Origin of the sequence: Thalassospira profundimaris (genome assembly GCF_003326755.1) — a bacterium.
Lineage (GTDB): Bacteria > Pseudomonadota > Alphaproteobacteria > Rhodospirillales > Thalassospiraceae > Thalassospira > Thalassospira profundimaris_B.
In genome coordinates, this window is record NZ_JPWH01000021.1 from 43,592 (window position 1) to 68,140 (window position 24,549).

Consider the following 24,549-nt stretch of genomic DNA (forward strand, 5'->3'; position numbering starts at 1 on the left):
TTTGCCCCGCCCCATCGGATATGGACCGGTGACAATGCAAAAATATCAACCGTTCGCTTCGCGCCATCGCCCACAGCCCTTCCCCTCCCCCTCCGGTGACGGAAAGGCTGTGTCTGCCCCATCTTCACCAAAATCATCTGTCACGATGCCATCATTGTTTCATGACCAGCGAGACCATTTTAAATGACTCTGGCCACCCTTTTCCCCCCATACCGCCCCGTTGCCGCGCGCCTGTCCCCGATTGCCGGGCTGGGCATCGGGCTGTCGCTCGTGGCCCTGCTGGCCCTGCCCCGTGCCGCCTTGGCAATGGAGGTGGCGCAGGCCCGCGCCATTGTGCAAAAAATCATGGCACAGCATGACATCACTGCAACGGAAAAAACCGCCACCGCCCAAAACGGCGTGGCCCGTTTCGGGTTTAACGATGTGCATGTGCCGCTTGGCACCTATGACGGCAATCGCGATCTGGTGATGAACAATGTGCAAATCGACGTCAAAGACGCCCCGGATACCCCACAACAGGCAATCATCAACATCACCCTGCCGGAAAAAGGCCGGATTGACGCCAAAGAAACCATCGATCAGCGCAACCTGACCCTGCATGACGCCCACGGCACCCTGTATTGGAACACCAAAACCGCCAGCCCGGAAGGCTTTAGCGGCCTTGCCGCCTTTGTCGGGGCGGACGAGCCGGTATCGCGCCAGCACTGGTTTTTAAACGGGTTGGCCGTGACATGGTTAAAACAGAAAATCGATCTGGCATGGCACAATGCGGAATGGACCGGTCCCAACCGGGAAAAACAGGGGGCGATGAAGGCGGCCAGCCTGTCGCTCTATCCCGACCGCGACGGGACCACCCGGCTGAATTATTCCCATGACGGCCTGTGGGTGCCCGGCCTGTTCCAGCCCCGCACCGTCCGCCTTAAGGGCCATGCGACCGGGGTGAAATGGTCCCAAACCCGGCCCATGCTGCAAAACGGCCTGACCCGCCTGCTGGCAGGTGAAAACCCCGAACAGGTGCGCAACACAATTGCCAATGCCTTTTGGCACGAGGCCCTTAAAACCGGCAAACCGATTGATATTGAAGACCTGTATGTCGAAAGTCGCAATCTTGAAGCCGCTGGAACCGGCGAATTTGTGCCGCAGAAAAATGCCGCATATGGTTTTCGTGGCACGCTGGATTTAAATCTGGTTGGCCGTGACCAGCTTGAAACATTATTGGGCACCCCGCAAAAACCGACCATTTTGGGCGCGCTGTTTCCCCCGGCTGTCGATGGCCTTGCCGCCGGCACACCGGGCAAGCAGGGAACCGACGCATACAAACTGCAATTGCAGGCCGATGGCCGCATTTTGGTCAATGGCCGCACAATCATGACCGGCCCGGGAAGCTGACAGCGATCAACCGCCCCGAATGTGACATACCCCCGCAAACCGCAAGCTGGCATCCGCCGGTTTGCGGTTTTTTGCAACGGGCACCTCTGTCCGCCTTCATTGCCGGGCAACGATGCCCGGACGAAACAGGTAACAGGAGTCGCATGTGGTCCCCCGGATGGGGATGAACCTGCATCAAAACCAAAAACGAAATCACGACCCCGGTTATTCTGTTTTTTAATCAAAACCGCCCCCGCGGGCCGCAGATTGCAAAAGACCGGCCCTGATTAACGAAACAGGCCAAAACCATCACGGTTTGTAATTTTATGTCGCAAAGCCGATAAAAACTGCCTTTCCATTTCATAAAACTTGACATGGGATCGTCCTTTCCCAAAATTGGTCTGACGTCTGATGTCGGACAACATACCAAACAGAAACCGCCACAGACACAAAACCACAATTCAGGGATCGCAGTGTGGCAAACACAACGGATACCGGCTTTACACCGATTGCGTCTTCCGGGCGCCGGGACGCCATTCTCGAAGCATTGACCAGCTTTATCGTCGAAGCCGGGCTTAAACCGGGCGACCGACTGCCGCCGGAACGCGAATTGATGACAGGGCTTCAGGTCGGCCGCTCCAGCATCCGCGAGGCAATTGGCCACATGCAGGCCCTGGGGATTGTCGAAATCCGCCGTGGATCGGGCACCTACCTTAAACGGGCCGTCACGGAAAAAACCGTTTACATGCCCCTTGCCATTGCCAGCCAGCGCGACGGGCTGCTGCAAACCCTGGAAGTCCGCCGCGGGCTGGAATGCGAAGCCAGCGTTCTCGCCGCCAAGCGCGCCACCCCGGAAGACATCGAGGAAATGCGCACCGCCCTTGACCATATGGAAGCAGTACATCTGCGCGAGGGAACCGCCGGGGAAGCCGACCTGGTGTTTCACCTGTCGATCTACAAGGCATCGGGCAACCCGCTATTTGAACAGTTGCTGGGTCAGATGCGCGAAGCCTTTGCTTCCTTTTTTAACACCCCGTTTAACCGGCCCGATTTTGCCCGGGATTCCTTTGAATTTCACCGCATGCTGTTTGAAGCCATCGAACGGCGCGACCCTGAAAGCGCGCGCAAGCATACCCTCGCCATCCTTGAAGTCGTCGAGAACGACATCGTGAGAATGTCCAATGAACACCAGTAAGCCCCACATGAGCGCATCATCCCCCGCCACCACCGTGGCCCATGACGAACACCATTTCGCCAATGCCGTGGTGCCGCCGATTTTTCAAAACTCGCTGTTCACCTTTAATTCCTTTGCCGATATGGAAGAAACCTATTCAGGCAAAAAGGTGCGCCCGGTTTACAGCCGGGGCCTGAACCCCACCGTGCGCGCCTTCGAGGAAAAAATCGCCAAACTGGAAAAAACCGAGGATGCCCTTGGCTTTGCCAGCGGCATGGCGGCGATCTCGTCCTCGGTTCTTTCGGTGGTCAAACCGGGCGACCGGATTGTTTCGGTCGAACATGTTTACCCCGATGCCTATCGTTTCTTTGAAATGATGCTCAAGGATCTGAATGTCAGCGTTGAGTATGTTGATGGCCGCGACAGTGATGCCGTGGCAAAGGCCATGCCGGGTGCCAAGCTGCTTTATCTTGAAAGCCCGACCTCCTGGACCTTTCATGTCCATGACATTGCCAAACTGTGCGCCATCGCGCGGGAACATGGCGCGGTTTCGATGATCGACAATAGCTGGGCCTCGCCGGTTTTTCAGCAACCCGCCACACTGGGCTGCGATGTTGTCATTCATTCCGCGTCCAAATATCTGGGCGGGCACAGCGATGTGGTGGCTGGTGTGGTGGCAGGCAGCCGCGATTTTATCGGTCGCCTGCGCGGGCAGATTTTACCCTATCTGGGCGGCAAGCTTTCGGCCTTTGACGCCTGGCTTTTGCTGCGTGGTTTGCGCACCCTGCCCGCCCGCATGCGCGAACATCAGCGTTCCGGGCTGGCGATTGCGCAAAAACTTGCCGCGCATCCCGAAGTCACCGCCGTGCATCACCCGACCCTGGGCCGCAACATGCCCGATGGTTTGACCGGGGCTTCGGGCCTGTTTTCGTTTGAATTTTCACCCCGCGTCAACATCCCGCTTTTTTGCGATGCCCTGGGCCTTTTCAAAATCGGGGTCAGTTGGGGCGGGCATGAAAGCCTGATGGTGCCCGCCCTGATCACGCGGGCCCAAATCGGCGGTCCGAATTCGGCACTGCGTTTCAATGTGCCCGAAAATCTTGTCCGCCTTCATGTCGGCCTCGAGGATGCAGACGATCTGTGGTCGGACCTGTCTGCCGCCATTGATGCCGCCCTTTAAATAACAAAACGTTACATATCAGGGAAACTATCATGAACTGGAAAGCAACAATCCTGGCAGGGGCAGCATCGCTTGCACTCGCCAGCCATGCCTATGCCGATACCACCCTTAAACTGGTTGAGGTCATCACCAGCCCGGAACGAACCGAAACCCTTAAAAACCTGGTCAAGGAATACGAGGATGCCAATCCCGGTGTGACTGTGGAAATCACATCGCTGCCCTGGGGGCAGGCATTTGAAAAATTCGCCACAATGGTTTCGGCAGGCCAAACACCCGATGTGGTTGAAATGCCCGATACCTGGCTGACCCTTTATGCCAATAACGGGGCGCTTGAAAGCCTGGAACCCTACCTCAAGGACTGGGACGCGACCCAAAACCTGAATTCACGCACCCTGGAATTTGGCCGTGCTGCGGGCGATACCGCCTATATGCTGCCTTATGGTTTTTATCTGCGCGCCCTGTTTTATAACAAAAAGCTGTTCAAGGAAGCCGGCGTTACCGAAGTTCCCAAAACGCTGGATGATTTCCACGAAGCTGCCAAAAAGGTTTCGGCACTGCCTGGCAAATATGGCTATTGCCTGCGTGGTGGCCCCGGCGGGCTGAATGGCTGGGTGATGTTTGGCGCAACTGCCGCCGGTTCCAACGAATTTTTCACCAAAGACGGTCAAAGCACCTTTGATTCCGATGGCTGGGTCAAGGGCCTGAAATTTGTTGTCGATCTTTACAAGGACGGGCTGGCGCCCAAAGACAGCCTGAACTGGGGCTTTAACGAAATTGTCGCCGGTTTCTATTCGGGCACCTGTGCCATGCTTGATCAGGACCCCGATGCCCTGATCGCGATTGCCAGCCGCATGAAGGCCGATGATTTTGGCGTTACCACCATGCCCAAAGGCCCGTCTGGCAAGGCATTTCCCACCATTGGCTATGCCGGGTGGTCCATGTTCAGCTCCAGCGAACATAAAGATGAAGCCTGGAAACTGATTGCGCATCTCGAAAGCAAGGATTCCAACCTGACCTGGAACAAGCGTATCGGCGCACTTCCGATTTACAAAGGTGCTGAATCAGACCCGTTCTTTGCCTCGGAGCAGTTCAAAGGCTGGTTTGACGAACTGTCCGACCCCGATGTTCACCCGACCGTCATGCCAACCCATCTTGAAGAATTTGCCTATTTCAAGGACTCCCTGGTCATTCGTACCAGCCAGGAAGCCCTTTTGGGCCGCATCACCCCCGAAGAACTGGGCAAACAGTGGGCCGATTACCTGACCCCGGCCCAGCAGAAATGGATGGCGAGCAAGCCGTGAATACCATGACTGATGTCGGAAATCGTCCCGCCGCAAGGCGGGGCGTCTTTTCCCGCAGGGTTTCCGGCATTCTCGAACCCTATTATTACGTTTCGCCGGCCCTGGTGCTGATTGTTGCCGTGATGCTGATGCCGCTTATCCTCGGCCTTAGCTATGCGTTTCGCGATATTCGCATTCTCAACCCGTTTAGTGGCGGGTTTGTCGGCCTGGCCCATTTCCAGACCCTGATGCACGACAGCGCCTTTTTGGGCGCGCTGGTCAACACGGCCTGGTGGACCTTTGGCTCGCTGTTTTTCCAGTTCACGCTGGGGCTGGTACTGGCCTTGCTGCTGAACCGCCATTTTGTTGGCCGTCGCCTGGTGCAGGCGCTGGTATTTCTGCCCTGGGCGGTGCCAACCTTCCTTTCAGGTCTGAACTGGGCCTGGATGTTTAACCCGGTGGTGGGTCCGCTGCCCCACTGGATGGTCAGCCTGGGGATTATGGAAACCCCCTTTAACATCCTGTCCGACCCGGACCTTGCGATGTGGGGGCCGATTGTCGCCAATATCTGGTTTGGCATTCCGTTTTTTGCCATCACCCTGCTGGCCGCCCTGCAATCCATCCCGGGCGAGCTTTATGAGGCCGCATCCATTGACGGGGCCAATACCCGCCAGCAGTTTTTCAGCATCACCATTCCCTTCCTCGCCCCCACCATCGCGATCACGCTGATGCTGCGCACCATCTGGATTGCCAATTTCGCCGATCTGATTGTGGTGATGACCAAGGGCGGCCCGGCGGATTCAACGCAAATCGTTGCCAGCTACATTTTCACCCAGGCGTTTCGCCGTCTGGACTTTGGTTATGCCTCGGCCATTGCGGCCGTATTGCTTGTGCTGTTGCTGGCCTATGCGCTGGGCGTGATTGCGCTGCGCCGTGCGATGACCCACGCTGATAGTTAACCCCAAAGGAATTCGGACATGTCAACGCCGGGAAACTCCGCGCTTCGCAAAACGGTTTACTGGGGCACCCATTACCTGATGATTGCCGCCTTTGTCGTTTTTGCGCTTTTTCCACTTTACTGGCTTTTGAAGGTATCGGTAACACCCAACGACATCCTGTATACTGAAGGGGTGCGAATGTGGCCGTCACGCACGACATGGGACAATTACACCTTCGTGATGACGCAAAGCAATTTCCCGCATTACTTCATGAATTCGGTGATCGTGTCGGGCAGCACCGCGTTTTTCACCTGCATCATTGCCGCTGTCACCGGCTATGCCTTTTCGCGGTTTCGCTTTCGCGGCAAAATCATCATTGTCGCGCTGATGCTGATCACGCAGATGTTCCCGCTGGTGATGCTGATTGCGCCCATTTTCCGCATTCTCGCCCCACTGGGCCTGACCGACAGCCTGACCGGCCTGATCATTGTGTACACCGCCTTTAACGTGCCCTTTGCCACCTTTCTGATGCAGTCCTTCTTTGACGGGATCCCCAAGGACCTGGAAGAAGCCGCCATGATTGATGGCAACACCCGGTTTGAGGCATTCCGCCGCATCATCCTGCCGCTGACCCTGCCGGGCATTGCCGCCACCCTGGGCTTTGTCTTTACCGCTGCCTGGTCGGAACTGTTATTTGCGCTGATGCTGGTCAGCAGTGAATCGGCCTCTACCTTCCCGGTCGGATTGCTCAGTTTCGTTTCCAAATTCGGTGTCGATTTCGGACAAATGATGGCCGCCGGTGTGCTGGCCCTGATCCCGGCCTGCGCCTTCTTCCTGCTGATCCAGCGTTATCTGGTCCAGGGGCTGACGGCGGGCGCGGTCAAAGGATAAACGAGGACAAAATGGCTTCTATTGAAATTACCAATGCCCGCAAAAGCTATGGTGCTGTCGATGTGCTGCACGGCATCAATCTTGATATTCAGGACGGTGAATTCATCGTTCTTGTCGGTCCGTCGGGCTGTGGCAAATCCACCCTTTTGCGCATGATCGCGGGGCTGGAGGACATCACCTCGGGCGACATCAGCATCGGTGGCACCGTTATCAACGACCTGCAACCCAAGGACCGCGACATTGCGATGGTGTTTCAGTCCTATGCGCTCTACCCGCACATGTCGGTTGCCGAAAATATGAGCTACGCGCTGACCCTGCGTAAAACGGCAAAGGAAAAAGTCGCCAGCGCCATTGAAAATGTGGCGGGTGTGCTGGGCCTGAATGCCCTGCTTGAGCGCCGCCCCAAGGCCCTGTCGGGTGGGCAGCGCCAGCGTGTGGCGATGGGCCGCGCCATTGTCCGCCAGCCCCAGGCATTTTTGTTTGACGAACCACTATCAAACCTGGATGCCCGCCTGCGCGAACAGATGCGCACCGAAATCCGCAAACTGCACCGCCGCCTTGGCGCAACATCGGTTTATGTCACCCATGACCAGATCGAAGCCATGACAATGGCGGACCGCATTGTCGCCATGTATAACGGCATTGTGCAGCAGGTTGGCACCCCGCTTGAGATTTATGACCGGCCCGCCAACATTTTTGTCGCGTCCTTCATTGGCTCACCGGCGATGAATTTCCTTGAGGGTATCTATCAGGCCGAGGGGGACAAGGCGGCTATTACGCTTGAGGATGGCACTGTTATTCCTGTTTTGCCCTCCCCGCAGGCCGAAAATGGCCAGCATATTACCCTCGGCGCGCGGCCCGAACATATCGACATTGTCCAAGATGGCTCCAGACCGGCGGTCAGCTCGAACGTCGAACTGATTGAACCAATGGGGCTTTCAACGCTGGTGCATGTTACGCTGGCGGGAAAACCGGTTAAAATCTTTACCCTGGCAAGGCCGGACCTTGCCATTGGCAGCCAGGTCCAGATTGCCTTTAACATGGACAAAACACATATCTTTGACCGCCAAAGCGAACAGCGCCTGTTGCCCCTAAATGAACCGCGCCATACTCAACAGACCTGAGATCGAGAGATTTTTGCTGGCAGGGGCGGAATTATAAAGCCTCAAATGTAAAAAAACGCCAGAAAATGTGATAGGCTGTCTTTTCTGGCTTCGGGGAAGTCAGCCTCTTCACACGTTGCGTTTACGTCCCCACATAAAATTCAGGAGTGCCGACCAGAAAGTTTCTATATCTCGGAAATACACAGCACCGGAAGCAATATCATGGGAACGCTTGGCAAAATCCTGCTTTTTGCCGTCAGCCTTTTTTTGATGACCGCGACATCGCACGCGCGTCAGACTCTTGTTATTGCGACCAACCACTACCCGCCCTATGTCACCGAGGACAATAACAGTTCTTTTCTGCGCGACCTGTTCGACGAAATCGGAAATCGCATTAATATCAATTTCGAATTTCACTTTTATCCCTGGAAACGCTGTGAACAGATGGTCGCCGAAGAAATTGCGTGGGGGACCATTCCCTATCGCAAGACGGCAACCCGCCAGGAAAGCTTTTTATTTTCCGACCCCCTTTATCTGGCGGACTCGCATTTCTTTGCCTATAGCGCCGATGGCAGCAAACCCCCGATCAAATTCGACACCCTGACAGATTTGCAGCCTTATCGCCTTGGTGGCATTCAGGGCTATTATTATGAACCCTGGTTCACACAGGCCGGGCTGGATGTGACTTATGCCCTTTCCGAAGAACAGAATTTCCAGCTTTTGCAACATGGTCGCATCGATCTGTTTTCAACGGCCACCACAATGGGCTGGTACATGATTGAAAGCCTCTTTCCGCCCGAAGAAGTCGCCAAATTCTATACCCTGGAAAAACCGCTGGTCGCAGGCGAAGGGTTGTTTCTGATGACGTCAAAGGATTATCCGCAAACCCGCGTGCTGCTTGAAAAATTCAATCGCGGCCTGCAAGAGATCAAAACCGATGGCACCTTCGCCAAACTGGTTCACAAGCATGGTCTGGTGATGACCAATTAAGGTCCAGCGGCAGAAAATTAGAATATTCTGCGATATTTCAAACGAAAAACGCCACCCTCCACCATCGCGACGGTAATTGGCGGCCAAAAACAGCAACAATCCACCTTTTTCACGCAACAATTCATGCGCCTCGCGACAATCATGGCGGCGGTGTGCTATCTGATAATCAATATTGCACTGCCTGCATCAAAACAGAATTGGCAGGCACACATCGCGGGAAACACCCCATTGATTTTCGGGATCCACCGCCGATCTGAACCGACAGGGAATGAATAATGCGTACTGTTTATGTCAACGGCAACTATGTGCCGGAAAACGAAGCATCCGTTTCAATTTTTGACCGCGCCTTTCTGTTTGCGGACGGTGTCTATGAAGTCACCTCTGTGCTGGATGGCAAACTGATCGACTTTCACGGGCATATTGCCCGGCTGGAACGTTCGCTTAAGGAACTCGGCATCAATTATCCGGTCGATAAGGATGCCCTGCTGGAAATCCACCGCGAACTGATCCGCAAAAACGACCTTGTAGAAGGCATGATTTACCTTCAGGTGTCGCGCGGGGCCGCTGCCGACCGCGATTTCATGTTCCCGTCCGCCGATGTCAAACCGACGATCGTTTTGTTCACCCAGTCCAAATCACTGGTCAAAAGTCCTGCTGCCGAACGCGGCCTGAAGGTTGCCAGCTTCCCCGATCAACGCTGGCGCCGCTGCGACATCAAAACCGTTCAGTTGCTTTATTCGTCGCTGGTCAAAAACGAAGCGGCAAAAAAGGGCGCGGACGATGCCTGGCTGGTGCTCGATGGCAAAGTGACCGAAGGGTCATCGAACAACGCCTATATCGTCGATGAAAACAACACCATCATCACCCGCGAACTGTCCAACGACATTCTGCACGGCATTACCCGCAAGGCGATTTTGCAATGTGCGGCCGAACTGGACCTGAAGGTTGAAGAACGCGCCTTTAGCATTGCCGAAGCCCAAAAGGCAAAAGAAGCCTTCATCACCTCGGCCTCGTCCTTTGTCTATCCGGTCATTGAAATTGACGGGGCAAAAATCGGCGACGGCGTGCCCGGCCCGATCGCCAAACGCCTGCGCGAAATCTATATCGAAGCCAATCGCGCCGCCGCCATCTAAGACCCGATACGCGCAACAAAAACGCCGCCTGACGATCGATCAGGCGGCGTTTTATTTTGTCATTTCAGCATTCTGGCAAACCTTACCAGCAAAAATCACCCATTGCATAGGTGACATGGCGGCCTGTCACTTCCAGAAGCTGATCGAGCCGGGCCTTGTCCGGCAGGGTACCACGCGGGGCATCCAGTTCCTCGGCATGGATACCGCCGGTGACAAAGGCAATATCCAGCCCGGCGGCATTGGCCCCGGCCACATCGGTTGAAAGCGAATCTCCCACCACCAGCAGGCGGGCATCCGGCCCCATATCAAAGGCCTGCAGGCAAAAATCATAGGCACTCGCCAGCGGCTTGCCTTCCCAGCGCACATCCCCGCCCAGTTCCTCGTACCGGCCCGCAATGGCACCGGCGCAAATAATACGCTCGCCCCCGCGAATTACCTCGCGGTCCGGGTTCGGGCACAGCATTGGCAAATCCCGCGACAGGGCCAAATGCAGCATGTCTTCATATTTTGACACCGGGTCATGGTCGTCATCCGGGCCGGTGACAAGCATCCAGTCGGCCTCGTCGAGCGTGTCCACCACCTCGACATCCTGGTCTTCAAACATCGAATGATCGCGCACCGGCCCCACCCGAAACACCTTGCGCCCCAGTTTGCCATACCAGGCATCCACCCGGTCGCGCAGTTGATGATAGGCAATCTCGCCCGATGCCACCGCCGGGCCATACAGGCCCCGGTCAATCCCCATTTCTTCCATCCGGGCGACCACAACGCTGGAGCGGCGCGGCGCATTGGACAACAGGGCCACGGGAATACCGGCCTCTTTCAGGGCCTTCATCGCCGGAACCGAATTGGGATAGGGCGTAACCCCGTCATGCACGACACCCCATAAATCCAGAATCACCGCATCATAATTGCCGATCACCTCGGACAGGCCATTAATCATCTGATAGGGCGTTTGCGGCATCTCGGTTTTCTCCTGGGAATTACGGATGAGACGAAGGGCAGATCAATCCTGTGTGGCCGTTTCCGGCTTTGCCGCCTGTTTTGCAGCATCCGGCGTGGCAGCCTGTGTTTTATCGGGTTGCGGGGCCGTGTTTTTGGCCGCCTGCACTTCATCAATCGCGGCATGTTTGCCACTGATTTCCGGGAAAGCCGCCCCCACCGCATCGGCGACCGAAGCAAAACCATCCTGACGCAGGCGTTTTTCCAGATCGTCACATATTTCCGCTGCCAGGCCCGGGCCTTTGTAAATCATTGCCGTATAAAGCTGCACCAGCGATGCCCCATTGAGGATTTTTTCATAGGCATCCTTGCCCGATGCAATCCCGCCGACACCAATTAGCGGCACCTGCCCCTTGGTTAACTGGTAAAAATCGGCCAGAACCTTGGTCGATGGCGCCATCAGCGGCGGGCCGGAAAGCCCGCCGGTTTCCGCCTGATCATAGCTGTTCAGCCCCACCGGACGATCAATGGTCGTATTCGAGACAATCATGCCATCAATTTTCAAATCCAGCACAACTCCGGCAATATCGGCCTTGTCCTCGTCGGTCAGGTCCGGGGCGACCTTCAATAAAACCGGAATGCCCGGCGCGGCCTTGTCGCGTTCTGCCAACACGGCGCGCAACAGGTCAAACAGCGGATCGCGCCCCTGCAACGCCCGCAAGCCCGGCGTGTTGGGCGAGGACACATTAACCACCAGATAATCGCAATACGGCCCAAGGGCCCGAACACCTTTGACGTAATCTTCGGTCGCATCGGCGGCATATTTGTTTTTGCCCAGATTGGCCCCCAAAATGCCACGCCGCGCCCGTTTGCGCAGGCGGGTGGCAACAAGGGCGGCCCCCTCATTGTTAAATCCCATGCGGTTAATCACCGCCCGGTCGGAATAAAGGCGAAACAGGCGGGGTTTGCGGTTGCCTGGTTGGGGTTCGGGCGTGACGGATCCGATTTCAACAAAGCCAAAGCCCTGATCAAGCATCCGGTTGGGTACCTCGGCATTTTTATCAAACCCGGCGGCAAGGCCGACCGGATTGGCAAATGTACGGCCAAACACCTCGCATTCCAGAACCGGGCTGGCATCATTTGCCCCGTCAGGCTTGGGCACCAGATTATGCTTTAACGCCCAAAGCGCCAGACCATGCGCCCATTCCGGGTCCGTCCAGCGTATTATCGGCAAAACAAAAGATTGATACCACCCCACCGCCTGGCTCCGTCTCTTTATCTGTTCCTGCCCCTGTTCTTACGCGGGTGAACCGGCGGGGGCAAGTCATGTCTGATCGAAACCACCCTGTTGGGTTATTTTAAACGCATCCGCCCCACAACCGCTACCACCGGCCTCCGTGACAGTTGCGCATCCTTACATTTAAAAAAACCATGCTTTAAAAGTCATCACTGCCAGATTGACTTTGGGGACAATCTTTATATCTAAGCTGAAAAGCTCTTTCCCAAAGGAAATCACATGTCATCAACCGATATTCTTTTCACCCCGTTCAAGCTCAAGTCGCTCGAGCTTGCCAATCGCATCGTCATGGCTCCCATGACCCGTTCCAAGGCACCGTCGGGCATTCCTGGCGATGCCAATGCCGCCTATTACAAACGCCGTGCCGAAGGCCAGGTTGGCCTGATCCTGTCGGAAGGCACGGTGATTGACCGTCCGGCATCACGCAATGAAGCCGGCATTCCGTTCTTTCATGGCGATGCCGCCCTGGCAGGCTGGAAAAAGGTGATTGATGCCGTTCACGCAGCCGGCGGTAAAATGGGCCCGCAAATCTGGCATACCGGGTCGGTGGCCGGGATGTCCGGCTGGGAACCCGATGCGCAGGTTGAAAGCCCATCGGGCCTTGTCGCGCCGGACAAACCGCGCGGCAAAACCATGAGCGCCGAAGACATCGCCGATACCATTGCCGCCTTTGCCCGTGCCGCAGCCGAGGCCAAACGTCTGGGCTTTGACGTGGCCGAAATTCACGGCGCACATGGCTATCTGATTGACCAGTTCTTCTGGGACGGCACCAACCACCGTGATGATCAATATGGCGGTAAAACCATTGCCGAGCGGTCGCGTTTTGCCGTTGAAATTGTGGCGGCGGTGCGCAAGGCCGTCGGGCCCGACTTCCCGGTCCTGATGCGCCTTTCACAATGGAAACAGCAGGATTACACCGCCCGCCTTGCCACCAGCCCGGCAGAGATGGAAAGCTGGCTTGGCCCGCTGGCCGATGCCGGGGTGGATGTTTTCCATTGCTCCCAGCGGCGTTTCTGGGAACCGGAATTTCCCGAAATTGACGGCGAAGATGGCCTTAACTTTGCCGGCTGGGCCAAGAAAATTACCGGCAAAGCCACCATCAGCGTCGGCTCGGTCGGCCTTTCGGGCGATTTCATCGGCTCGTTCTCGGGTCAGGAAGTCAGCAATGCCGGGATCGAAAAACTGCTGACCCGCATGGAGCGCAATGAATTTGACCTGGTTGCCGTGGGGCGCGCCCTGCTAAGCGATCCCGAATGGGTCCAAAAGGTTAAACAGGGTCATGGCGACACGGTGAACACCTTCACCCCTGCCGCACTGGCCGAACTGGTCTGATCCTGAGAAATCCTTCAAAACCCTGCAAAATACAGCCGGTAACGGATACAAATTCCGTTACCGGCTATTTTCCTGTCACATTGTCACGGTAGGTTCAGGCTGCCTGCCCCAAAGCGCACAGGAGCCCGCAATGACAGAAGACGACATTCGCCGCCTGCAGCAAAATATCGCCCGCCACCCGGCCAGGACATTTCATTTCCCTGAAATTTACGGCAACGGATGGGATGACCTTTATATCGGCGACAAGGTTCAAATGGGGCATCAGTTTCTTGATGCCGTCAGGGCCGGAAATTTCCCCGGTGTGGCCGATACCGGCACCAAAAAAGACGGCGGACGGGTCTATCAAAAAACCGACAGCCTATGACAGGCAGGGTCACACCCTGCCTAGCCAACATCATCGGGCAAAATATGCACGCCGTCCTCGCCCAGGCGCACATCATCGACGCGAAAAACATCTTGCACCTTCAGCGTCGCATATAAATGCGGAAACAGGGTGCCGCCGCGTGCCGGTTCCCATTTGATATGCGCCGCCAGCGGGGCCACAGGCACATGCAACAATTTCAAATGATCGCGCCCGGCATAATGCAGCGCCAGCGTCGCTGCCAGTGTGTCGCGGGTGGAAAAATGGATAAAGCCATCCGCAATGTCATGCGGTGCCCCTTTATACTCGCCCAGCGCAACGGCTTTCGCCCATTCATCGCTGCCAAGTACACGGTAAATCATTTGATCGTTCATGGCTGCACATTAGGGCAACTGCAACAACCGGGCAATGAAATCTCATATCAAAAACCCGTTTTCACAATATTTTCATGCTGCCCCAATATCTCCACAAAAATATATTCCAAATATTCCAATTTAAAGATAGTGACAAAAACAAAGGCAAGTTGCTGCCTGATAACTGGTATTAAAATGAAAAAACGTTACGCCCGTATTTTTTTCTTTATTCTGCTGGCTATTTTTCTCGGGACATTTGCCACTCAGCTCTCTCCCGCCCTGCGCCAGGACTTTTTCCAGGGCAGCGTCTGGGAAAACGGTTATGCCGTAGTTACCAACTTCTTAATTGTGCTGGCCGTTTTTGATTATGCGTTTGACAAACACATCCTGCCCCGGCTTGCCGTCATTCTTATCATGTTAAATACCGGCATATCCGTTTCGGTGGGTGTCTCGTCGGAACTCTATGAAAACTGGGACCTCACGACCCGAAACGAAGTTCTCGCCATCATCGTTCTGACATTGGTTATTTATGGTTCGATTTTAAGGATCATGTATCGCCTCATTCAGGAACGGGGAACCTCAAAATCTCCTCGCCCGTAAATCCAACCGGAAAACAAAAAATACGAACAAACAGGGGCAAGAGCGACACAGCCCCATAAACCATTACCCTGTCTGCTCAACCGGCTGAATTAAAATATCGGCCGGGATATTCCAGTTTGCGTGTAAAATACGAATTTGCCTCAGCGAGAGTCCGGCCTTGCGATTGATAAATTCCGATGCCCGCGAACGGCTGCCCAAAACCCGGCCCAGTTCCGCCCGCTCAATGCCGTTCTGTTCCATATAAAACAGCACGGCTGCAACCGGGTCGGGTGCGGCTATCGGAAAACGCTGTTCTTCATATTTATCAACAAGAATCCCCAGCAGTTCCAGCTGATCGTGGGCTTCCGTCCCTTCCTCGGCGTCCCACAGCTCGCCCATCAATTCCAGGGCGTTTTCATAATCAGCGTCGGTATGGATTGGCTTGATATTTGGCATCTGTTGCTCCTGCAACCATGTAACTGACCCTAGAACTGGTCAACCGTGGTGGCATCGATTTTGTCATATTCGGCATGCGTGCCGATAAATTTGATCCAGGCAATAGAGGTGCTAAACCTGAAACTGACAATCAACCGGTAATCGTTACCATGAATTTTAAACCGGACTCGCTCGCCATTAATAACCTTCGCGGTTGAAAACTCTTTGAGCACATCTTGCGTTATCTTCCAGTCCGCCTTTCTTGCCCGGTCAAACCATGCCCGAAGCGGTTGTTCCGTCTCGGGATGTTTTTCCCAAAAGGCAATCAGGCTGCTCCGCTTGATAATCCGCACGCCATTTCTCCAGCACATGACAGACTGAACAAGCGCAAAACCCGTCACTTGGTATCAATAGCACGGTGCAACACAAACAGCAACGCAATGTTCCAAAATTCGGAACATTGCGTTGCCTGATCACAAATCGGGTTTGACTGTTTCAGTTCACGCCTGACTTGCGAAATTCGACGGAAACAGGGCGCGTTTGGCAACATCGTCCATTTCGGTTTTAAAGCTGTGCGATGTCATCAAATTGCGGACACGCTCCACCGCCTGGCGGGAATTGATAAAATCAAACCAGCGTGCCAGATGCGGGAAACTTTCAAGCGGAATGCTCTCGCCCTTCATAATATGGGGTGCCCGGTCAATCCAGCCCCACAGCGACATGTCGGCAATGGTGTAATCATCACCCACCAGATGATCCCGCCCGGCCAGATGCGTATTTAACACACCATAATGCCGTTCAATCTCGCGGCGGTAACGGTTGATCGCATAGTCATTGGGTTGCGGGGCGGCATGTTGAAAATGCACCGCCTGCCCGGAAAAAGGCCCGACCCCGCTGGCAATAAAAAACAGCCAGGACAGCAATTCGCCCCGGTCTTCATCTTTACCCAGGAATTTGCCGGTTTTTTCCGCCAGATACAGCAAAATGGCCGAACTGTCGAACACGCGCACATCCGTGCCGCCCGGCCCATCCGTATCAATAATGGCGGGCACCTTGCCATTGGGATTGATCTTTAAAAATTCCGCGCTGTGCTGTTCACCTTTTTTTGTATCAACGGGCACGGCTTCGTATTCAAGGCCGGTTTCTTCAAGAAAAAGGGCAACTTTGGCCGGATTGGGTGTGGGGTGGAAATAAAAACGGATCATCGGTAAGGCCTCCTTTCACCGGCAGAACGCCAGCGAACAGCTTGAGTTTTAAAACGGTCGTTCTATAATGGCGTTATTGATGATCAAACGCAAGCCTTGCCGATACCCCCCAAATCTGTCAGGGAAATGACAGTGCCTGATTTCTCCAGATGTTGGCATGGCAATTCAAAAGGATGTCCGATGATTGAACTTTATTACTGGCCCACACCCAACGGCCACAAAATCACGATGTTTCTTGAAGAGGCAGGACTGGATTACGAAATTCACCCGGTAAATATCAGCGCCGGAGACCAGTTCAAGCCCGACTTCCTCGCCTTTTCGCCCAATAACCGGATGCCTGCCATCATTGACCGTGCCCCGGCCGATGGCGGTGAAGCCATTACGGTTTTTGAATCCGGTGCGATTTTGCAATATCTGGCCGAAAAAACCGGCAAATTCCTGCCAACAGACGTGCGTGGCCGCAAAACCGTGATGGAATGGCTGTTCTGGCAGATGGGGGGCCTTGGGCCGATGCTGGGTCAGAACCACCATTTTGGCACCTATGCGCCGGAAAAAATCCCCTATGCCATCAATCGCTATGTCAATGAAACCAACCGCCTTTACGGGGTGCTCAACAAGCGCCTTGAAGGCCGCGATTTCATTGCCGATACTGGCTATTCCATTGCCGATATGGCCTGCTATCCCTGGATTGTGCCCCATGAACGCCAGCAGCAGAACCTGGATGATTTCCCCAACCTGAAACGCTGGTTTACCGCCATTGGCGAGCGCAAAGGCACGATTGATGCCTATGCCAAAGGCAAGGCGGACCATTTCACGCCGACCGTGACCGAAGAAAGCAAAAAAATTCTGTTTGGCCAGAATTCCAAAACCGGTCAAAACTGATTTCCCCAAACGCAAAAAAAACCCGCCCTGCCAATCAACGGCAGGGCGGGTCTTTGTTCAACCGGGTCAGTCAGGCGACAATAAAAATGCCGGCAATCAGGCCAATAATGACCAAAACGCCCGAGGCAATCATCACCGCCCCGTCGTGCAAAATCATTGCCAGACCAAAACCTGTCACCACCATCATCGGCAGGGCGGCGGCAAACGGGAAAACTTCCAGTAACGGTGTGGGAACCACCAGCAACAGGCAAATCCCGGCGGCAATGCGCACCGTGCGCCGTGTAAACAGAATATCCAGACGTTCATGAAAATGACGATCCAGCCAGCGCGCCACCGGATCCATTTTTTTCATTGCCCGTTCCAGGCGGTCGCCCCCCACTTTTTGCCGTTCCAATATATCCGGCAGCCAGATATGCCGTCGCCCCAGCACAATTTGCCCGGCAAACAGGGCAATCATCAGCGCCAGCACCGTCGGCATACCAGGAAAGGCCCCCAGGGGCGACATGCCAACCAACCCCGGTATCAGGAAAAACGGCCCGTAACTGCGATAATTAAGCGCATGGGACATTTCACCGACCGATACCGTGCCCTGCTCCCGGCCAATATCAATCAGCCGGTCAATAATACCGGTAACGGGGTTGCGGTTTTTACCGCTCCCATTCGGGTTCGGCGCGTCATTTTCGCGATCAGACATGGCATAATTCATAATCACCCAACGTCAAATGCGCGCATGGGGTTCCAAAAACGGAATTCTCACACCCGTTATGCCTGTCGGCAATCCCGTTCGCCCTAACCCTCCCTTCGTTTGTCGCTGCTGCGTTTGACCACCGAAATCCCCAGCACCGCCAGTGCCACACCCCAAATCGGGCTGGTATTGACCAGGGCGGCAATAATCGCCGGGGCCTCGGTCGGGGTCAGCACGATGGCCGCCGCAATCGCCCCCATCATTAAAATCCAGGTCAGGGCCACGGCATAGCCAAAACTGGGCCGCCAGCGCCGCACATAGGCATCGGCGGACGTTATTTCGGCACGAATGGTCTTGTTCACCGCCTTGATCACGGTACTGTCATGCTTTAATTCCGCCTGCATCATTGCTTCGGCATGGCGGTTGGCTTCCGCGATTTGCGCGGCCCCCACATCCCCCTGGCCGACCAAGTCCTGCATATCGCGCAGGCCTTTTGCCGTACTTTTGGCAACCGGGTTGTCAATCGCCTCCAGCCCCGCCCCCACGGCCTTGATCAAAAGTGGCAAACCAATTTGCGCCAGAATTGCCGGTATCATTTTCATCCCCCTACATACAAAAACGGCGGCATCATTGAACCGACACCGCCCTGCCCCAATGCCAGTAAACCCACAGGATCCCTAGCCAATCCCGCCATAAAAAACATGATTGCCAATTTCACAAAGCGGCACATGCCCGCGTGCCCACCAGGGGTCGGACTGTACCGTGTGATAATGGGTCGCACCCTGCACAGGGTCGGGCAATGTGCCTGCCAATGCGCGCCGTGCCACCCGGCGACACAGGCGAAAGGCCGGGTCGCGATCATTGACCCGCAACAGCTTTTCCCGGTTCGGGTCGCCCGCGTTCCAGCAGGAAAACTGCCCCTTTTTCAAACAAACACTGACAATATCGTTACCCCACCAATATCCCCCGCGTTCCCTGGCAAAGGCCACCCGGTTCACAATCACCGCCGCCACCGCCTCGATCCCGTTCAGTTCCTCGCCGCGCGCTTCGCCATAAAGGGTACGGGCCAAAATATCGACCGGTGATAAATCTGCCAGCGCAGCAACATCGCGACTTTTTTGTTTCATATGATGCGTCATGACGATTTCCTGTTCTATCAAACGACTCACCCCTGTTCCCGGCTTTCCAGTTTGGCCTCGATCCGCAACAAATGCGCCGTTAACCGGCGTTCCACGTCCTTCAAATACGGGATGGAAACATAATTGCGCGCCACATCCAGCTTAAACCCCGCCAGGGCCTCGCGGGTGTCCTGCACATCGCGCTGTGCTGCAACCGACACACGATCAAGCCCGCGCTGAAATTCGCCCCGACTGCGCCAGATAAGCCAGAACAGGCCCGCCAGTACCGGCAGTTCCACCATCGTCAGCCACCAGCCCAGATCCACCGGTTCCGTGATCATGATTTTCCCCATAAAAAAAAGACCCGCCGGAAAACCCCGGCGGGCCAGTTCAGGAGTTTCTCACCATTAAGAAACGTCCCCCTCTCGCGGGCGGCGCAGCCAACCGGTCGGTTGCACTGGTCGTGCAAAACGGCCCGTTTCGCGCCTGCCAATCTCGTCCTGATCTTCTTGATCTTCTCCTTATCCTGTCAATTATGTCGCACAGGGCTCATCTGTCTTACGCCCAAGAAACAATCCTTTAGGATAGAAATTCCCAAAATACATATCTTTAGTATAGGTTGTGACACCCACAGGAAAAAACAACACCCCCTGCACTCATAAGGCGATATTTTTCCCGACACCCCTCCCCTCGACCGTTCCTGACATGTCCGCATCAGGGCACAAAATCCTGGTCGGCCCGCACAACGGTGCCGCCTGGTCGCCAGTCGCGGCCAAACCCGGCCCGTGTCACACGCGGCAGGCGCACCGGTTCGGCCAGAATACAGCCCGCCACCGCATCCAGCCCGTCATCCCGGTTGCCGCCGCCCGGCCGCCATTCGCGCATTTCCCGAATAAACGGCCCCTGCCAGATGGCGCGGTGCCCATGCAACAGCCCGGCAGCCAGCACCGCGCCAAAGGCATCGCCAATCCGGGCTTCCTTGTTGCGCGTTTCATGACATTCCACCACCGAGGCCACACAGCCCGCCTGTTTCAGGCAACGGCGCAAAATATTGGGTAAAAACCGGCCAATACCATTGGTTTCCACCCGTACCACCGGCAAGTGATGGCGTTTCACAAATTCCGCCACTTGCCGGCATAACTGGCTGGCTTCATCTTCCTGGTCCAACAGGGCCGCGCTGGTTTTAAGATAGGCCACATCATGCAGCCAATATTCCCCCTGATCGCAAATATAAACCGCCGCAACCACCGCGCCATCCTGCCCCTTGCCGCCAAAGGAAGGGTCAAAATGGCAGCTTGCCGCCACCATGCGCCGCGCCCCAATGCGCAAGCGAAATTCGCCATTGGCACTTTCAAATTCGGCATCCTCGTCATAGGGGTGCAAGCGGGCCGGGTCCAACGTGCCCTGATCAGGTGGCACCATTTCCAGCATCATCTGGCTGGCAAATTTGCCTGCCGCCGTGCGGGCGCGAATTTGGGCAATTTTTGCCTGCGAAAACCGCTCCGGCCAGGCAGATTGCCCGTTGGCATCGACAATTGGCAGACAAAACCGTGAAAACCCCGCCAAAAAGGGGGCATCCTCGCCGGTTTCCGGCCGGGTTTCACCGGCATAGATCGAATAATAACTATGCGGGGTGCCAACAAAAACCTGCATCCCGCCGGGGCTAAGAACATAGGAAATCTCGCCCAGTTTTTCGCGCAGCTCGCTGCGTTTATGCGCGGTGTCACAGGTTTTGGGCACCTCCACATCGTCACAAATCACCACATCGGCACGCGACCCGGTAATATTGCCGCCAATGCCCGCTGCCTGCATCGACGGGTCGCGCAATTCACCGGGCCGGTTGATGGTAAAACGTTCCGCCCCCCAGTCACTCAACCGCGCCGGAATGGCGGGTTTTAGAAGCGGATGGCGCTCCACAATGCGTTTCACATTGCGCACCATCTTTTTGGCCAGATCCAAATCCGCCGCCAGCACCAAAATGCGCAAATCCGGGTTGCCATAAAGCAGCCAGGCACAAAACAGCCCCACCATTGTCGATTTGCCACTATTACGAAACGCCATCAGCAGCAATTCTTTGGGGCCATGATCATGATGGTACTGCAACCATTGCGCCATTTTCTGGTGATGGGCCGGTGTTTCCAGACCCAGCACCCGGTTCCAGATCCAGACAAATTCGGCAAGGCTGGCCCGCTCAACACTCACGCTTTTGCCCCCCTTATTGTTGTTTTTAATCCTCCCCCACCCGATGCAGCGCCTTGCGGGCATCGGCGATCAGGCGGGCCATGTCATCACTGTTATCATCGGTCTGTTTTTGCCCGCGCCCTGTGCCGGTTGCACCATTTGGCGCATCCCCCACAAGGTCGCCTTCGCGCACCCCGCGCAACAGCTTTATCAGGCTTTCCACATGCGCAAGGGCGGCCTTGCAGGCAGCCTGATAATTGACAAACCCCTTGGCATCCATCACCCCGGCGGCTTCATCGGCCACCCGGTGATAAGCCTTGCGCGCCCGGCGAATGTCGGCTGGCAGGCTGCGCAACAATTCATCGCGCAACCGCGTCAGCCGGGAATCATGCGCATTGTTGCGTTCGTCCGCATCTTGCAGCCCGGCAGAACCCGCCCCTTCCGTTTTGATCATACCCCGCCCCTTACGCCGCACCACCAGCACACAAATCCAGCAACCGCGCATCATTCAACCGCCCCGGCCAATAGGACAAACCGCGCACATAGCCATTTAAAAACCCCGACGCCCCGCCATAGGACCCAATGCGCAAATGGCTGAAATTGCGCGGCAGGGCAAAGCCGCCAGGCGATGTCAACACGCCATTGATGGTGGCAACGGCAATTTCATCATCGTCAAAGGCGATGGCTAGCCTGTTGCCCGTTCCAGGATTCAGTGATCCATACAGCGATTGTGTCACGATCTGCTGTCCGCCCTTGCGCAGGCTGATGCGTAACTGATTGGCCGCACTGTCATATCCCAAATCCAGATGGTCATCATTCAAACTGGCGGAATAAAGCTGCATCACCCGCCAAATCCCCTGCCACGCAGCAGGCAGGCACACATCAAAAAACAGGGTTCCACCGCCGGGCTTAAACCAGCCGGTGGTTAGATCCAGCATCACATCATCGCCATTGCGTGCAGCCGGGATGCCATTGCTAACCATATCACTGCTGGCAACGGGGGAGGCTTCCAGTTGCGCATTCCACACCAGGACGGATGCACCCGCTCCGCTTAACACCGTGCTGATTTTCGGGTACCGGCTTGTCGACGATGCCACCTCGGCAAAGCCCACCCGCTGCCATGTCTCGCCCAGTGTTACGGCATGTTGCGATGGTCCATTCACCCCGCCCAGCGTTATATCCGCCGTGCCCGAAACTGCCCGCATCCAGATGGCGAAGGCATGAACCGTACCACTGGCAAGGTTATCGACCCGCTGATAAAGGTTGGCCGCGCCATCGGCAAAATCAATTTGCGTGGCAGTGTTGCTGCCGTCCGGCGCTGTGCCCGCATTTGGCTGCACCGTCACACCGCTGCTTTTTTCCCACATCGCATGGGTAAAATCGCAGGAATGGCGCAGCAAATTGGCCGATGCCCCCTCAATCCGCAGACCCAGCGCCCGGCCATCGCCATCAAATTCAAAAACCGGCTGGTTGGCTCCAATACTGGCAATCACGCCATTCTCGTTCCGCGCCAGGGTGCTGCTGGCGCGTGATACCTGCAAATAATCCGTTAACGGCAAAAACCGCATCGCCATAGTACGGGCTCCGTTTTTACATAGGCTGCAAACAAAAACCCCGCCTACACAAACAGACGGGGTGTCATAATCAAAAATCACGGGCCGCTAGGCGCTTAATCGCACCGCATGAAACCAGCTTGCCAGGCTGGTTGCCACAATATGGCGTGTATCGGTGGCCCCATGCGCCACTCGCACCCGAAAGGCATTATCGGTGCCAATCCCGGCACGTGCGATGCCGCTACAGCGTAAAATCTTGCGGCCATCCGCCCCATTGGGCAGGGTATCCACCCCTTGCAGGTGCATGTTCCAGCCGCCCGCCCCCAAACGTTCAACAAATAACATGCCCTGTACGGACTGGTCCGCCAATTCCATGCAAATGCCTATGTCAAAATGATAAAATCCCGGTGGCACATCATGGATGCCATCGGTTCCGGCATCATAAAGCCCGTGGCTGTCTTCAATGATGCTGTCCCATTCCACGACAAATTCGCCGCCCGCCGGGATCGCCTGTTTCTGGGTGCGCAGCATTTTCACCAACGGCCCGCCACTGCGCACCACCAGCACCTGCCAGCGTGTGCCATCACAAAACACATCCACCGCATCGCCACGCAATGGCAGGGCCAATACGCCAACATCATTGCCACCATCTATCGGATGCAACACATCCCCCGTGGCCGCCGCAATATCGGTTGCCGTGCCGTCACCATTGAAAATGCGAAACGTCACGCCATTGCGCGCCGGTGCACAGGCCGGCAGGGTAATCTGCCCGCCATTGGAAACCCGCACCACCGCCCCGCTTTGCCCCACATCCAGCATCCGGTTGCCCGGCGCATCAATCATCGGCGTGCGCCTTTCATCCTGATAGGCCAGCGCCTGCCGCCCCCGGCAATCAAGCTGCAATAACGCCGTTGCACTCTGGTTGACAAACCCGGCAAGGGACTGGCGCGCCAGTTCCGCCGCGCTATCGGCCCGGGTGGCGGCATTTTGCGCCGTCGCACTTGCGGCTGCCGCCCCATTAATGGCGGCACTATCCGGCCCATTGACCAGTTGTCGTGCCGTTGCATCCCACATAATGGCGTGGTTGGCGCGCGGTTGGGGCAATTGCGCCAAAACCACCTCGCCCGCCCCGTTTAATCCGCCTTCGGGCAGGCGCAAGGTGCTGGCAAATCCGGCCTCCACATCGCCCAGCGCGGCCAGCACATAATCAAAATCGGCATTTAACACATCGGCCCGCAGGCTGCTGCCGCTGTCATAGTGGCTTAACCGCCGCAACCCCAACCGGCGGGAAATCACAATATCCGCGCCGTCATCGGGTGCTATGGCAAATGTAACCTTTCCGCCTGTGGCTGCCTTGATGGCCTGCCCGGCATCACCGCTGCTGTGTTCCCGGGTCTTGTCCAACGCGATGTCGATATTTTCGCTCATCACCGCGCCATTCACATATACCGTCACATCGTCCGGCGCAAAGACCGCAAATTCAAACGGAAATTCGCGGGTTTCGCCATCCCCGGCAAAGCGTACACTGGCAACCCGGCCCTCGGTAAAAATCGCCCCCATTCCCGGCCT

27 protein-coding genes are annotated in these 24,549 nt (G+C 55.9%); 13 read left to right on the plus strand and 14 right to left on the minus strand.

All coding sequences use genetic code 11. The annotated features are described in order from the left end of the window. The first annotated feature begins 183 nt into the window (after positions 1-183). The 9 genes from TH25_RS19215 to TH25_RS19255 all read left to right on the plus strand — a co-directional run bounded on the left by TH25_RS19215 (position 184) and on the right by TH25_RS19255 (position 10,057). Positions 184-1,389, plus strand: coding sequence for a hypothetical protein (locus TH25_RS19215; protein ID WP_114089915.1), 1,206 nt, complete (start codon positions 184-186; stop codon positions 1,387-1,389). Between the two features lie 454 nt (positions 1,390-1,843). Continuing rightward, positions 1,844-2,563: a FadR/GntR family transcriptional regulator gene (locus TH25_RS19220; RefSeq protein ID WP_114089916.1), complete on the plus strand. Its 720-nt coding sequence runs from the start codon at positions 1,844-1,846 to the stop codon at positions 2,561-2,563. After that, positions 2,550-3,722: a PLP-dependent transferase gene (locus TH25_RS19225; protein ID WP_114089917.1), complete on the plus strand. Its 1,173-nt coding sequence runs from the start codon at positions 2,550-2,552 to the stop codon at positions 3,720-3,722. Before TH25_RS19220 ends, TH25_RS19225 begins: the two co-directional genes overlap by 14 nt. 32 nt (positions 3,723-3,754) lie before the next feature. Beyond that, positions 3,755-5,023: an ABC transporter substrate-binding protein gene (locus tag TH25_RS19230; RefSeq protein ID WP_114089918.1), complete on the plus strand. Its 1,269-nt coding sequence runs from the start codon at positions 3,755-3,757 to the stop codon at positions 5,021-5,023. A gap of 5 nt (positions 5,024-5,028) precedes the next feature. Then, complete coding sequence (locus tag TH25_RS19235; protein WP_114089951.1) at positions 5,029-5,961, plus strand: carbohydrate ABC transporter permease; 933 nt, start codon at positions 5,029-5,031, stop codon at positions 5,959-5,961. Between the two features lie 18 nt (positions 5,962-5,979). Beyond that, entirely contained in the window at positions 5,980-6,831 is an 852-nt protein-coding gene (locus TH25_RS19240; RefSeq protein ID WP_114089919.1) for a carbohydrate ABC transporter permease, read from the plus strand. An 11-nt stretch (positions 6,832-6,842) separates the two neighbouring features. Continuing rightward, the gene (locus TH25_RS19245) at positions 6,843-7,955 is read left to right on the plus strand and encodes an ABC transporter ATP-binding protein (RefSeq protein ID WP_114089920.1); all 1,113 of its coding nucleotides are present in this window, start codon (positions 6,843-6,845) and stop codon (positions 7,953-7,955) included. A gap of 201 nt (positions 7,956-8,156) precedes the next feature. Then, a complete protein-coding gene (locus tag TH25_RS19250) occupies positions 8,157-8,924 on the plus strand; it encodes a substrate-binding periplasmic protein (RefSeq protein WP_114089921.1) in 768 nt (255 codons plus the stop codon). A gap of 275 nt (positions 8,925-9,199) precedes the next feature. After that, positions 9,200-10,057, plus strand: coding sequence for a D-amino-acid transaminase (locus TH25_RS19255; RefSeq protein ID WP_220151460.1), 858 nt, complete (start codon positions 9,200-9,202; stop codon positions 10,055-10,057). An 82-nt stretch (positions 10,058-10,139) separates the two neighbouring features. Here the strand turns inward: TH25_RS19255 and TH25_RS19260 are convergent, their stop codons facing one another. Further along, complete coding sequence (locus tag TH25_RS19260) at positions 10,140-11,021, minus strand: TIGR01459 family HAD-type hydrolase (RefSeq protein WP_114089923.1); 882 nt, start codon at positions 11,019-11,021, stop codon at positions 10,140-10,142. Positions 11,022-11,063: 42 nt separating this feature from the next. Continuing rightward, positions 11,064-12,257: a quinone-dependent dihydroorotate dehydrogenase gene (locus tag TH25_RS19265; RefSeq protein ID WP_114089924.1), complete on the minus strand. Its 1,194-nt coding sequence runs from the start codon at positions 12,255-12,257 to the stop codon at positions 11,064-11,066. A 258-nt stretch (positions 12,258-12,515) separates the two neighbouring features. Here TH25_RS19265 and TH25_RS19270 point away from each other — a divergent pair, with 258 nt between their 5' ends. Both TH25_RS19270 and TH25_RS19275 read left to right on the plus strand, forming a co-directional pair. Then, positions 12,516-13,628 carry an NADH:flavin oxidoreductase gene (locus TH25_RS19270; RefSeq protein ID WP_114089925.1) on the plus strand — a complete coding sequence of 371 codons (1,113 nt, stop codon included), beginning with the start codon at positions 12,516-12,518 and terminating at the stop codon, positions 13,626-13,628. Positions 13,629-13,758: 130 nt separating this feature from the next. Continuing rightward, positions 13,759-13,992, plus strand: a complete 234-nt coding sequence (locus TH25_RS19275) for a DUF1413 domain-containing protein (protein WP_114089926.1) — start codon at positions 13,759-13,761, stop codon at positions 13,990-13,992. 20 nt (positions 13,993-14,012) lie between these two features. On the opposite strand, the gene TH25_RS19280 is transcribed toward TH25_RS19275, so the two are convergent. Continuing rightward, entirely contained in the window at positions 14,013-14,351 is a 339-nt protein-coding gene (locus TH25_RS19280) for a DUF952 domain-containing protein (RefSeq protein ID WP_114089927.1), read from the minus strand. On the opposite strand from TH25_RS19280, the gene TH25_RS19285 reads away from it, so the two are divergent. After that, complete coding sequence (locus tag TH25_RS19285) at positions 14,352-14,942, plus strand: hypothetical protein (RefSeq protein ID WP_147253052.1); 591 nt, start codon at positions 14,352-14,354, stop codon at positions 14,940-14,942. It begins immediately after the preceding gene. Positions 14,943-15,005: 63 nt separating this feature from the next. Here TH25_RS19285 and TH25_RS19290 read toward each other — a convergent pair whose 3' ends face one another. The 3 genes from TH25_RS19290 to TH25_RS19300 form a co-directional block, all read right to left on the minus strand. Next, on the minus strand, positions 15,006-15,377 hold the full coding sequence (locus TH25_RS19290) for a helix-turn-helix domain-containing protein (protein WP_114089929.1): 372 nt from the start codon (positions 15,375-15,377) through the stop codon (positions 15,006-15,008). A 29-nt stretch (positions 15,378-15,406) separates the two neighbouring features. Next, positions 15,407-15,709: a type II toxin-antitoxin system HigB family toxin gene (locus TH25_RS19295; protein ID WP_114089930.1), complete on the minus strand. Its 303-nt coding sequence runs from the start codon at positions 15,707-15,709 to the stop codon at positions 15,407-15,409. Between the two features lie 147 nt (positions 15,710-15,856). After that, on the minus strand, positions 15,857-16,561 hold the full coding sequence (locus tag TH25_RS19300; protein ID WP_114089931.1) for a glutathione S-transferase family protein: 705 nt from the start codon (positions 16,559-16,561) through the stop codon (positions 15,857-15,859). Between the two features lie 180 nt (positions 16,562-16,741). Between TH25_RS19300 and TH25_RS19305 the strand changes: the two genes are divergently transcribed. Continuing rightward, the gene (locus tag TH25_RS19305) at positions 16,742-17,443 is read left to right on the plus strand and encodes a glutathione binding-like protein (RefSeq protein WP_114089932.1); all 702 of its coding nucleotides are present in this window, start codon (positions 16,742-16,744) and stop codon (positions 17,441-17,443) included. A 70-nt stretch (positions 17,444-17,513) separates the two neighbouring features. Here TH25_RS19305 and TH25_RS19310 read toward each other — a convergent pair whose 3' ends face one another. The 8 genes from TH25_RS19310 to TH25_RS19345 form a co-directional block, all read right to left on the minus strand. Further along, the gene (locus TH25_RS19310; protein ID WP_181847720.1) at positions 17,514-18,137 is read right to left on the minus strand and encodes an exopolysaccharide biosynthesis protein; all 624 of its coding nucleotides are present in this window, start codon (positions 18,135-18,137) and stop codon (positions 17,514-17,516) included. A gap of 95 nt (positions 18,138-18,232) precedes the next feature. Further along, a complete protein-coding gene (locus TH25_RS19315; RefSeq protein ID WP_114089934.1) occupies positions 18,233-18,724 on the minus strand; it encodes a 3TM-type holin in 492 nt (163 codons plus the stop codon). 81 nt (positions 18,725-18,805) lie between these two features. Beyond that, positions 18,806-19,267, minus strand: a complete 462-nt coding sequence (locus TH25_RS19320; protein ID WP_258549230.1) for a cell wall hydrolase — start codon at positions 19,265-19,267, stop codon at positions 18,806-18,808. A 26-nt stretch (positions 19,268-19,293) separates the two neighbouring features. Next, on the minus strand, positions 19,294-19,587 hold the full coding sequence (locus TH25_RS19325) for a hypothetical protein (RefSeq protein ID WP_114089953.1): 294 nt from the start codon (positions 19,585-19,587) through the stop codon (positions 19,294-19,296). A 373-nt stretch (positions 19,588-19,960) separates the two neighbouring features. Continuing rightward, entirely contained in the window at positions 19,961-21,448 is a 1,488-nt protein-coding gene (terL, locus tag TH25_RS19330; protein ID WP_114089935.1) for a phage terminase large subunit, read from the minus strand. Between the two features lie 25 nt (positions 21,449-21,473). Continuing rightward, positions 21,474-21,881: a hypothetical protein gene (locus TH25_RS19335; RefSeq protein WP_114089936.1), complete on the minus strand. Its 408-nt coding sequence runs from the start codon at positions 21,879-21,881 to the stop codon at positions 21,474-21,476. A gap of 10 nt (positions 21,882-21,891) precedes the next feature. Beyond that, complete coding sequence (locus TH25_RS19340; RefSeq protein ID WP_114089937.1) at positions 21,892-23,001, minus strand: phage head spike fiber domain-containing protein; 1,110 nt, start codon at positions 22,999-23,001, stop codon at positions 21,892-21,894. Between the two features lie 87 nt (positions 23,002-23,088). Further along, entirely contained in the window at positions 23,089-24,540 is a 1,452-nt protein-coding gene (locus tag TH25_RS19345) for a hypothetical protein (protein WP_114089938.1), read from the minus strand. Positions 24,541-24,549 lie beyond the last annotated feature (9 nt).

Excerpts from the sequence above, each read along its gene's own strand:
- TH25_RS19275 (WP_114089926.1), top strand. The coding sequence starts at position 13,759 with ATGACAGAAGACGACATTCGCCGCCTGCAGCAAAATATCGCCCGCCAC.
- TH25_RS19290 (WP_114089929.1), bottom strand. The coding sequence starts at position 15,377 with ATGCCAAATATCAAGCCAATCCATACCGACGCTGATTATGAAAACGCC.
- TH25_RS19240 (WP_114089919.1), top strand. The coding sequence starts at position 5,980 with ATGTCAACGCCGGGAAACTCCGCGCTTCGCAAAACGGTTTACTGGGGC.
- TH25_RS19280 (WP_114089927.1), bottom strand. The coding sequence starts at position 14,351 with ATGATTTACCGTGTACTTGGCAGCGATGAATGGGCGAAAGCCGTTGCG.
- TH25_RS19215 (WP_114089915.1), top strand. The coding sequence starts at position 184 with ATGACTCTGGCCACCCTTTTCCCCCCATACCGCCCCGTTGCCGCGCGC.
- TH25_RS19245 (WP_114089920.1), top strand. The coding sequence starts at position 6,843 with ATGGCTTCTATTGAAATTACCAATGCCCGCAAAAGCTATGGTGCTGTC.
- TH25_RS19345 (WP_114089938.1), bottom strand. The coding sequence starts at position 24,540 with ATGGGGGCGATTTTTACCGAGGGCCGGGTTGCCAGTGTACGCTTTGCC.
- TH25_RS19315 (WP_114089934.1), bottom strand. The coding sequence starts at position 18,724 with ATGATACCGGCAATTCTGGCGCAAATTGGTTTGCCACTTTTGATCAAG.
- TH25_RS19340 (WP_114089937.1), bottom strand. The coding sequence starts at position 23,001 with ATGGCGATGCGGTTTTTGCCGTTAACGGATTATTTGCAGGTATCACGC.
- TH25_RS19270 (WP_114089925.1), top strand. The coding sequence starts at position 12,516 with ATGTCATCAACCGATATTCTTTTCACCCCGTTCAAGCTCAAGTCGCTC.
- TH25_RS19300 (WP_114089931.1), bottom strand. The coding sequence starts at position 16,561 with ATGATCCGTTTTTATTTCCACCCCACACCCAATCCGGCCAAAGTTGCC.
- TH25_RS19260 (WP_114089923.1), bottom strand. The coding sequence starts at position 11,021 with ATGCCGCAAACGCCCTATCAGATGATTAATGGCCTGTCCGAGGTGATC.
- TH25_RS19305 (WP_114089932.1), top strand. The coding sequence starts at position 16,742 with ATGATTGAACTTTATTACTGGCCCACACCCAACGGCCACAAAATCACG.
- TH25_RS19335 (WP_114089936.1), bottom strand. The coding sequence starts at position 21,881 with ATGATCAAAACGGAAGGGGCGGGTTCTGCCGGGCTGCAAGATGCGGAC.
- TH25_RS19225 (WP_114089917.1), top strand. The coding sequence starts at position 2,550 with ATGAACACCAGTAAGCCCCACATGAGCGCATCATCCCCCGCCACCACC.
- TH25_RS19235 (WP_114089951.1), top strand. The coding sequence starts at position 5,029 with ATGACTGATGTCGGAAATCGTCCCGCCGCAAGGCGGGGCGTCTTTTCC.
- TH25_RS19325 (WP_114089953.1), bottom strand. The coding sequence starts at position 19,587 with ATGATCACGGAACCGGTGGATCTGGGCTGGTGGCTGACGATGGTGGAA.
- TH25_RS19255 (WP_220151460.1), top strand. The coding sequence starts at position 9,200 with ATGCGTACTGTTTATGTCAACGGCAACTATGTGCCGGAAAACGAAGCA.
- TH25_RS19250 (WP_114089921.1), top strand. The coding sequence starts at position 8,157 with ATGGGAACGCTTGGCAAAATCCTGCTTTTTGCCGTCAGCCTTTTTTTG.
- TH25_RS19320 (WP_258549230.1), bottom strand. The coding sequence starts at position 19,267 with ATGACGCATCATATGAAACAAAAAAGTCGCGATGTTGCTGCGCTGGCA.
- TH25_RS19230 (WP_114089918.1), top strand. The coding sequence starts at position 3,755 with ATGAACTGGAAAGCAACAATCCTGGCAGGGGCAGCATCGCTTGCACTC.
- TH25_RS19310 (WP_181847720.1), bottom strand. The coding sequence starts at position 18,137 with ATGTCTGATCGCGAAAATGACGCGCCGAACCCGAATGGGAGCGGTAAA.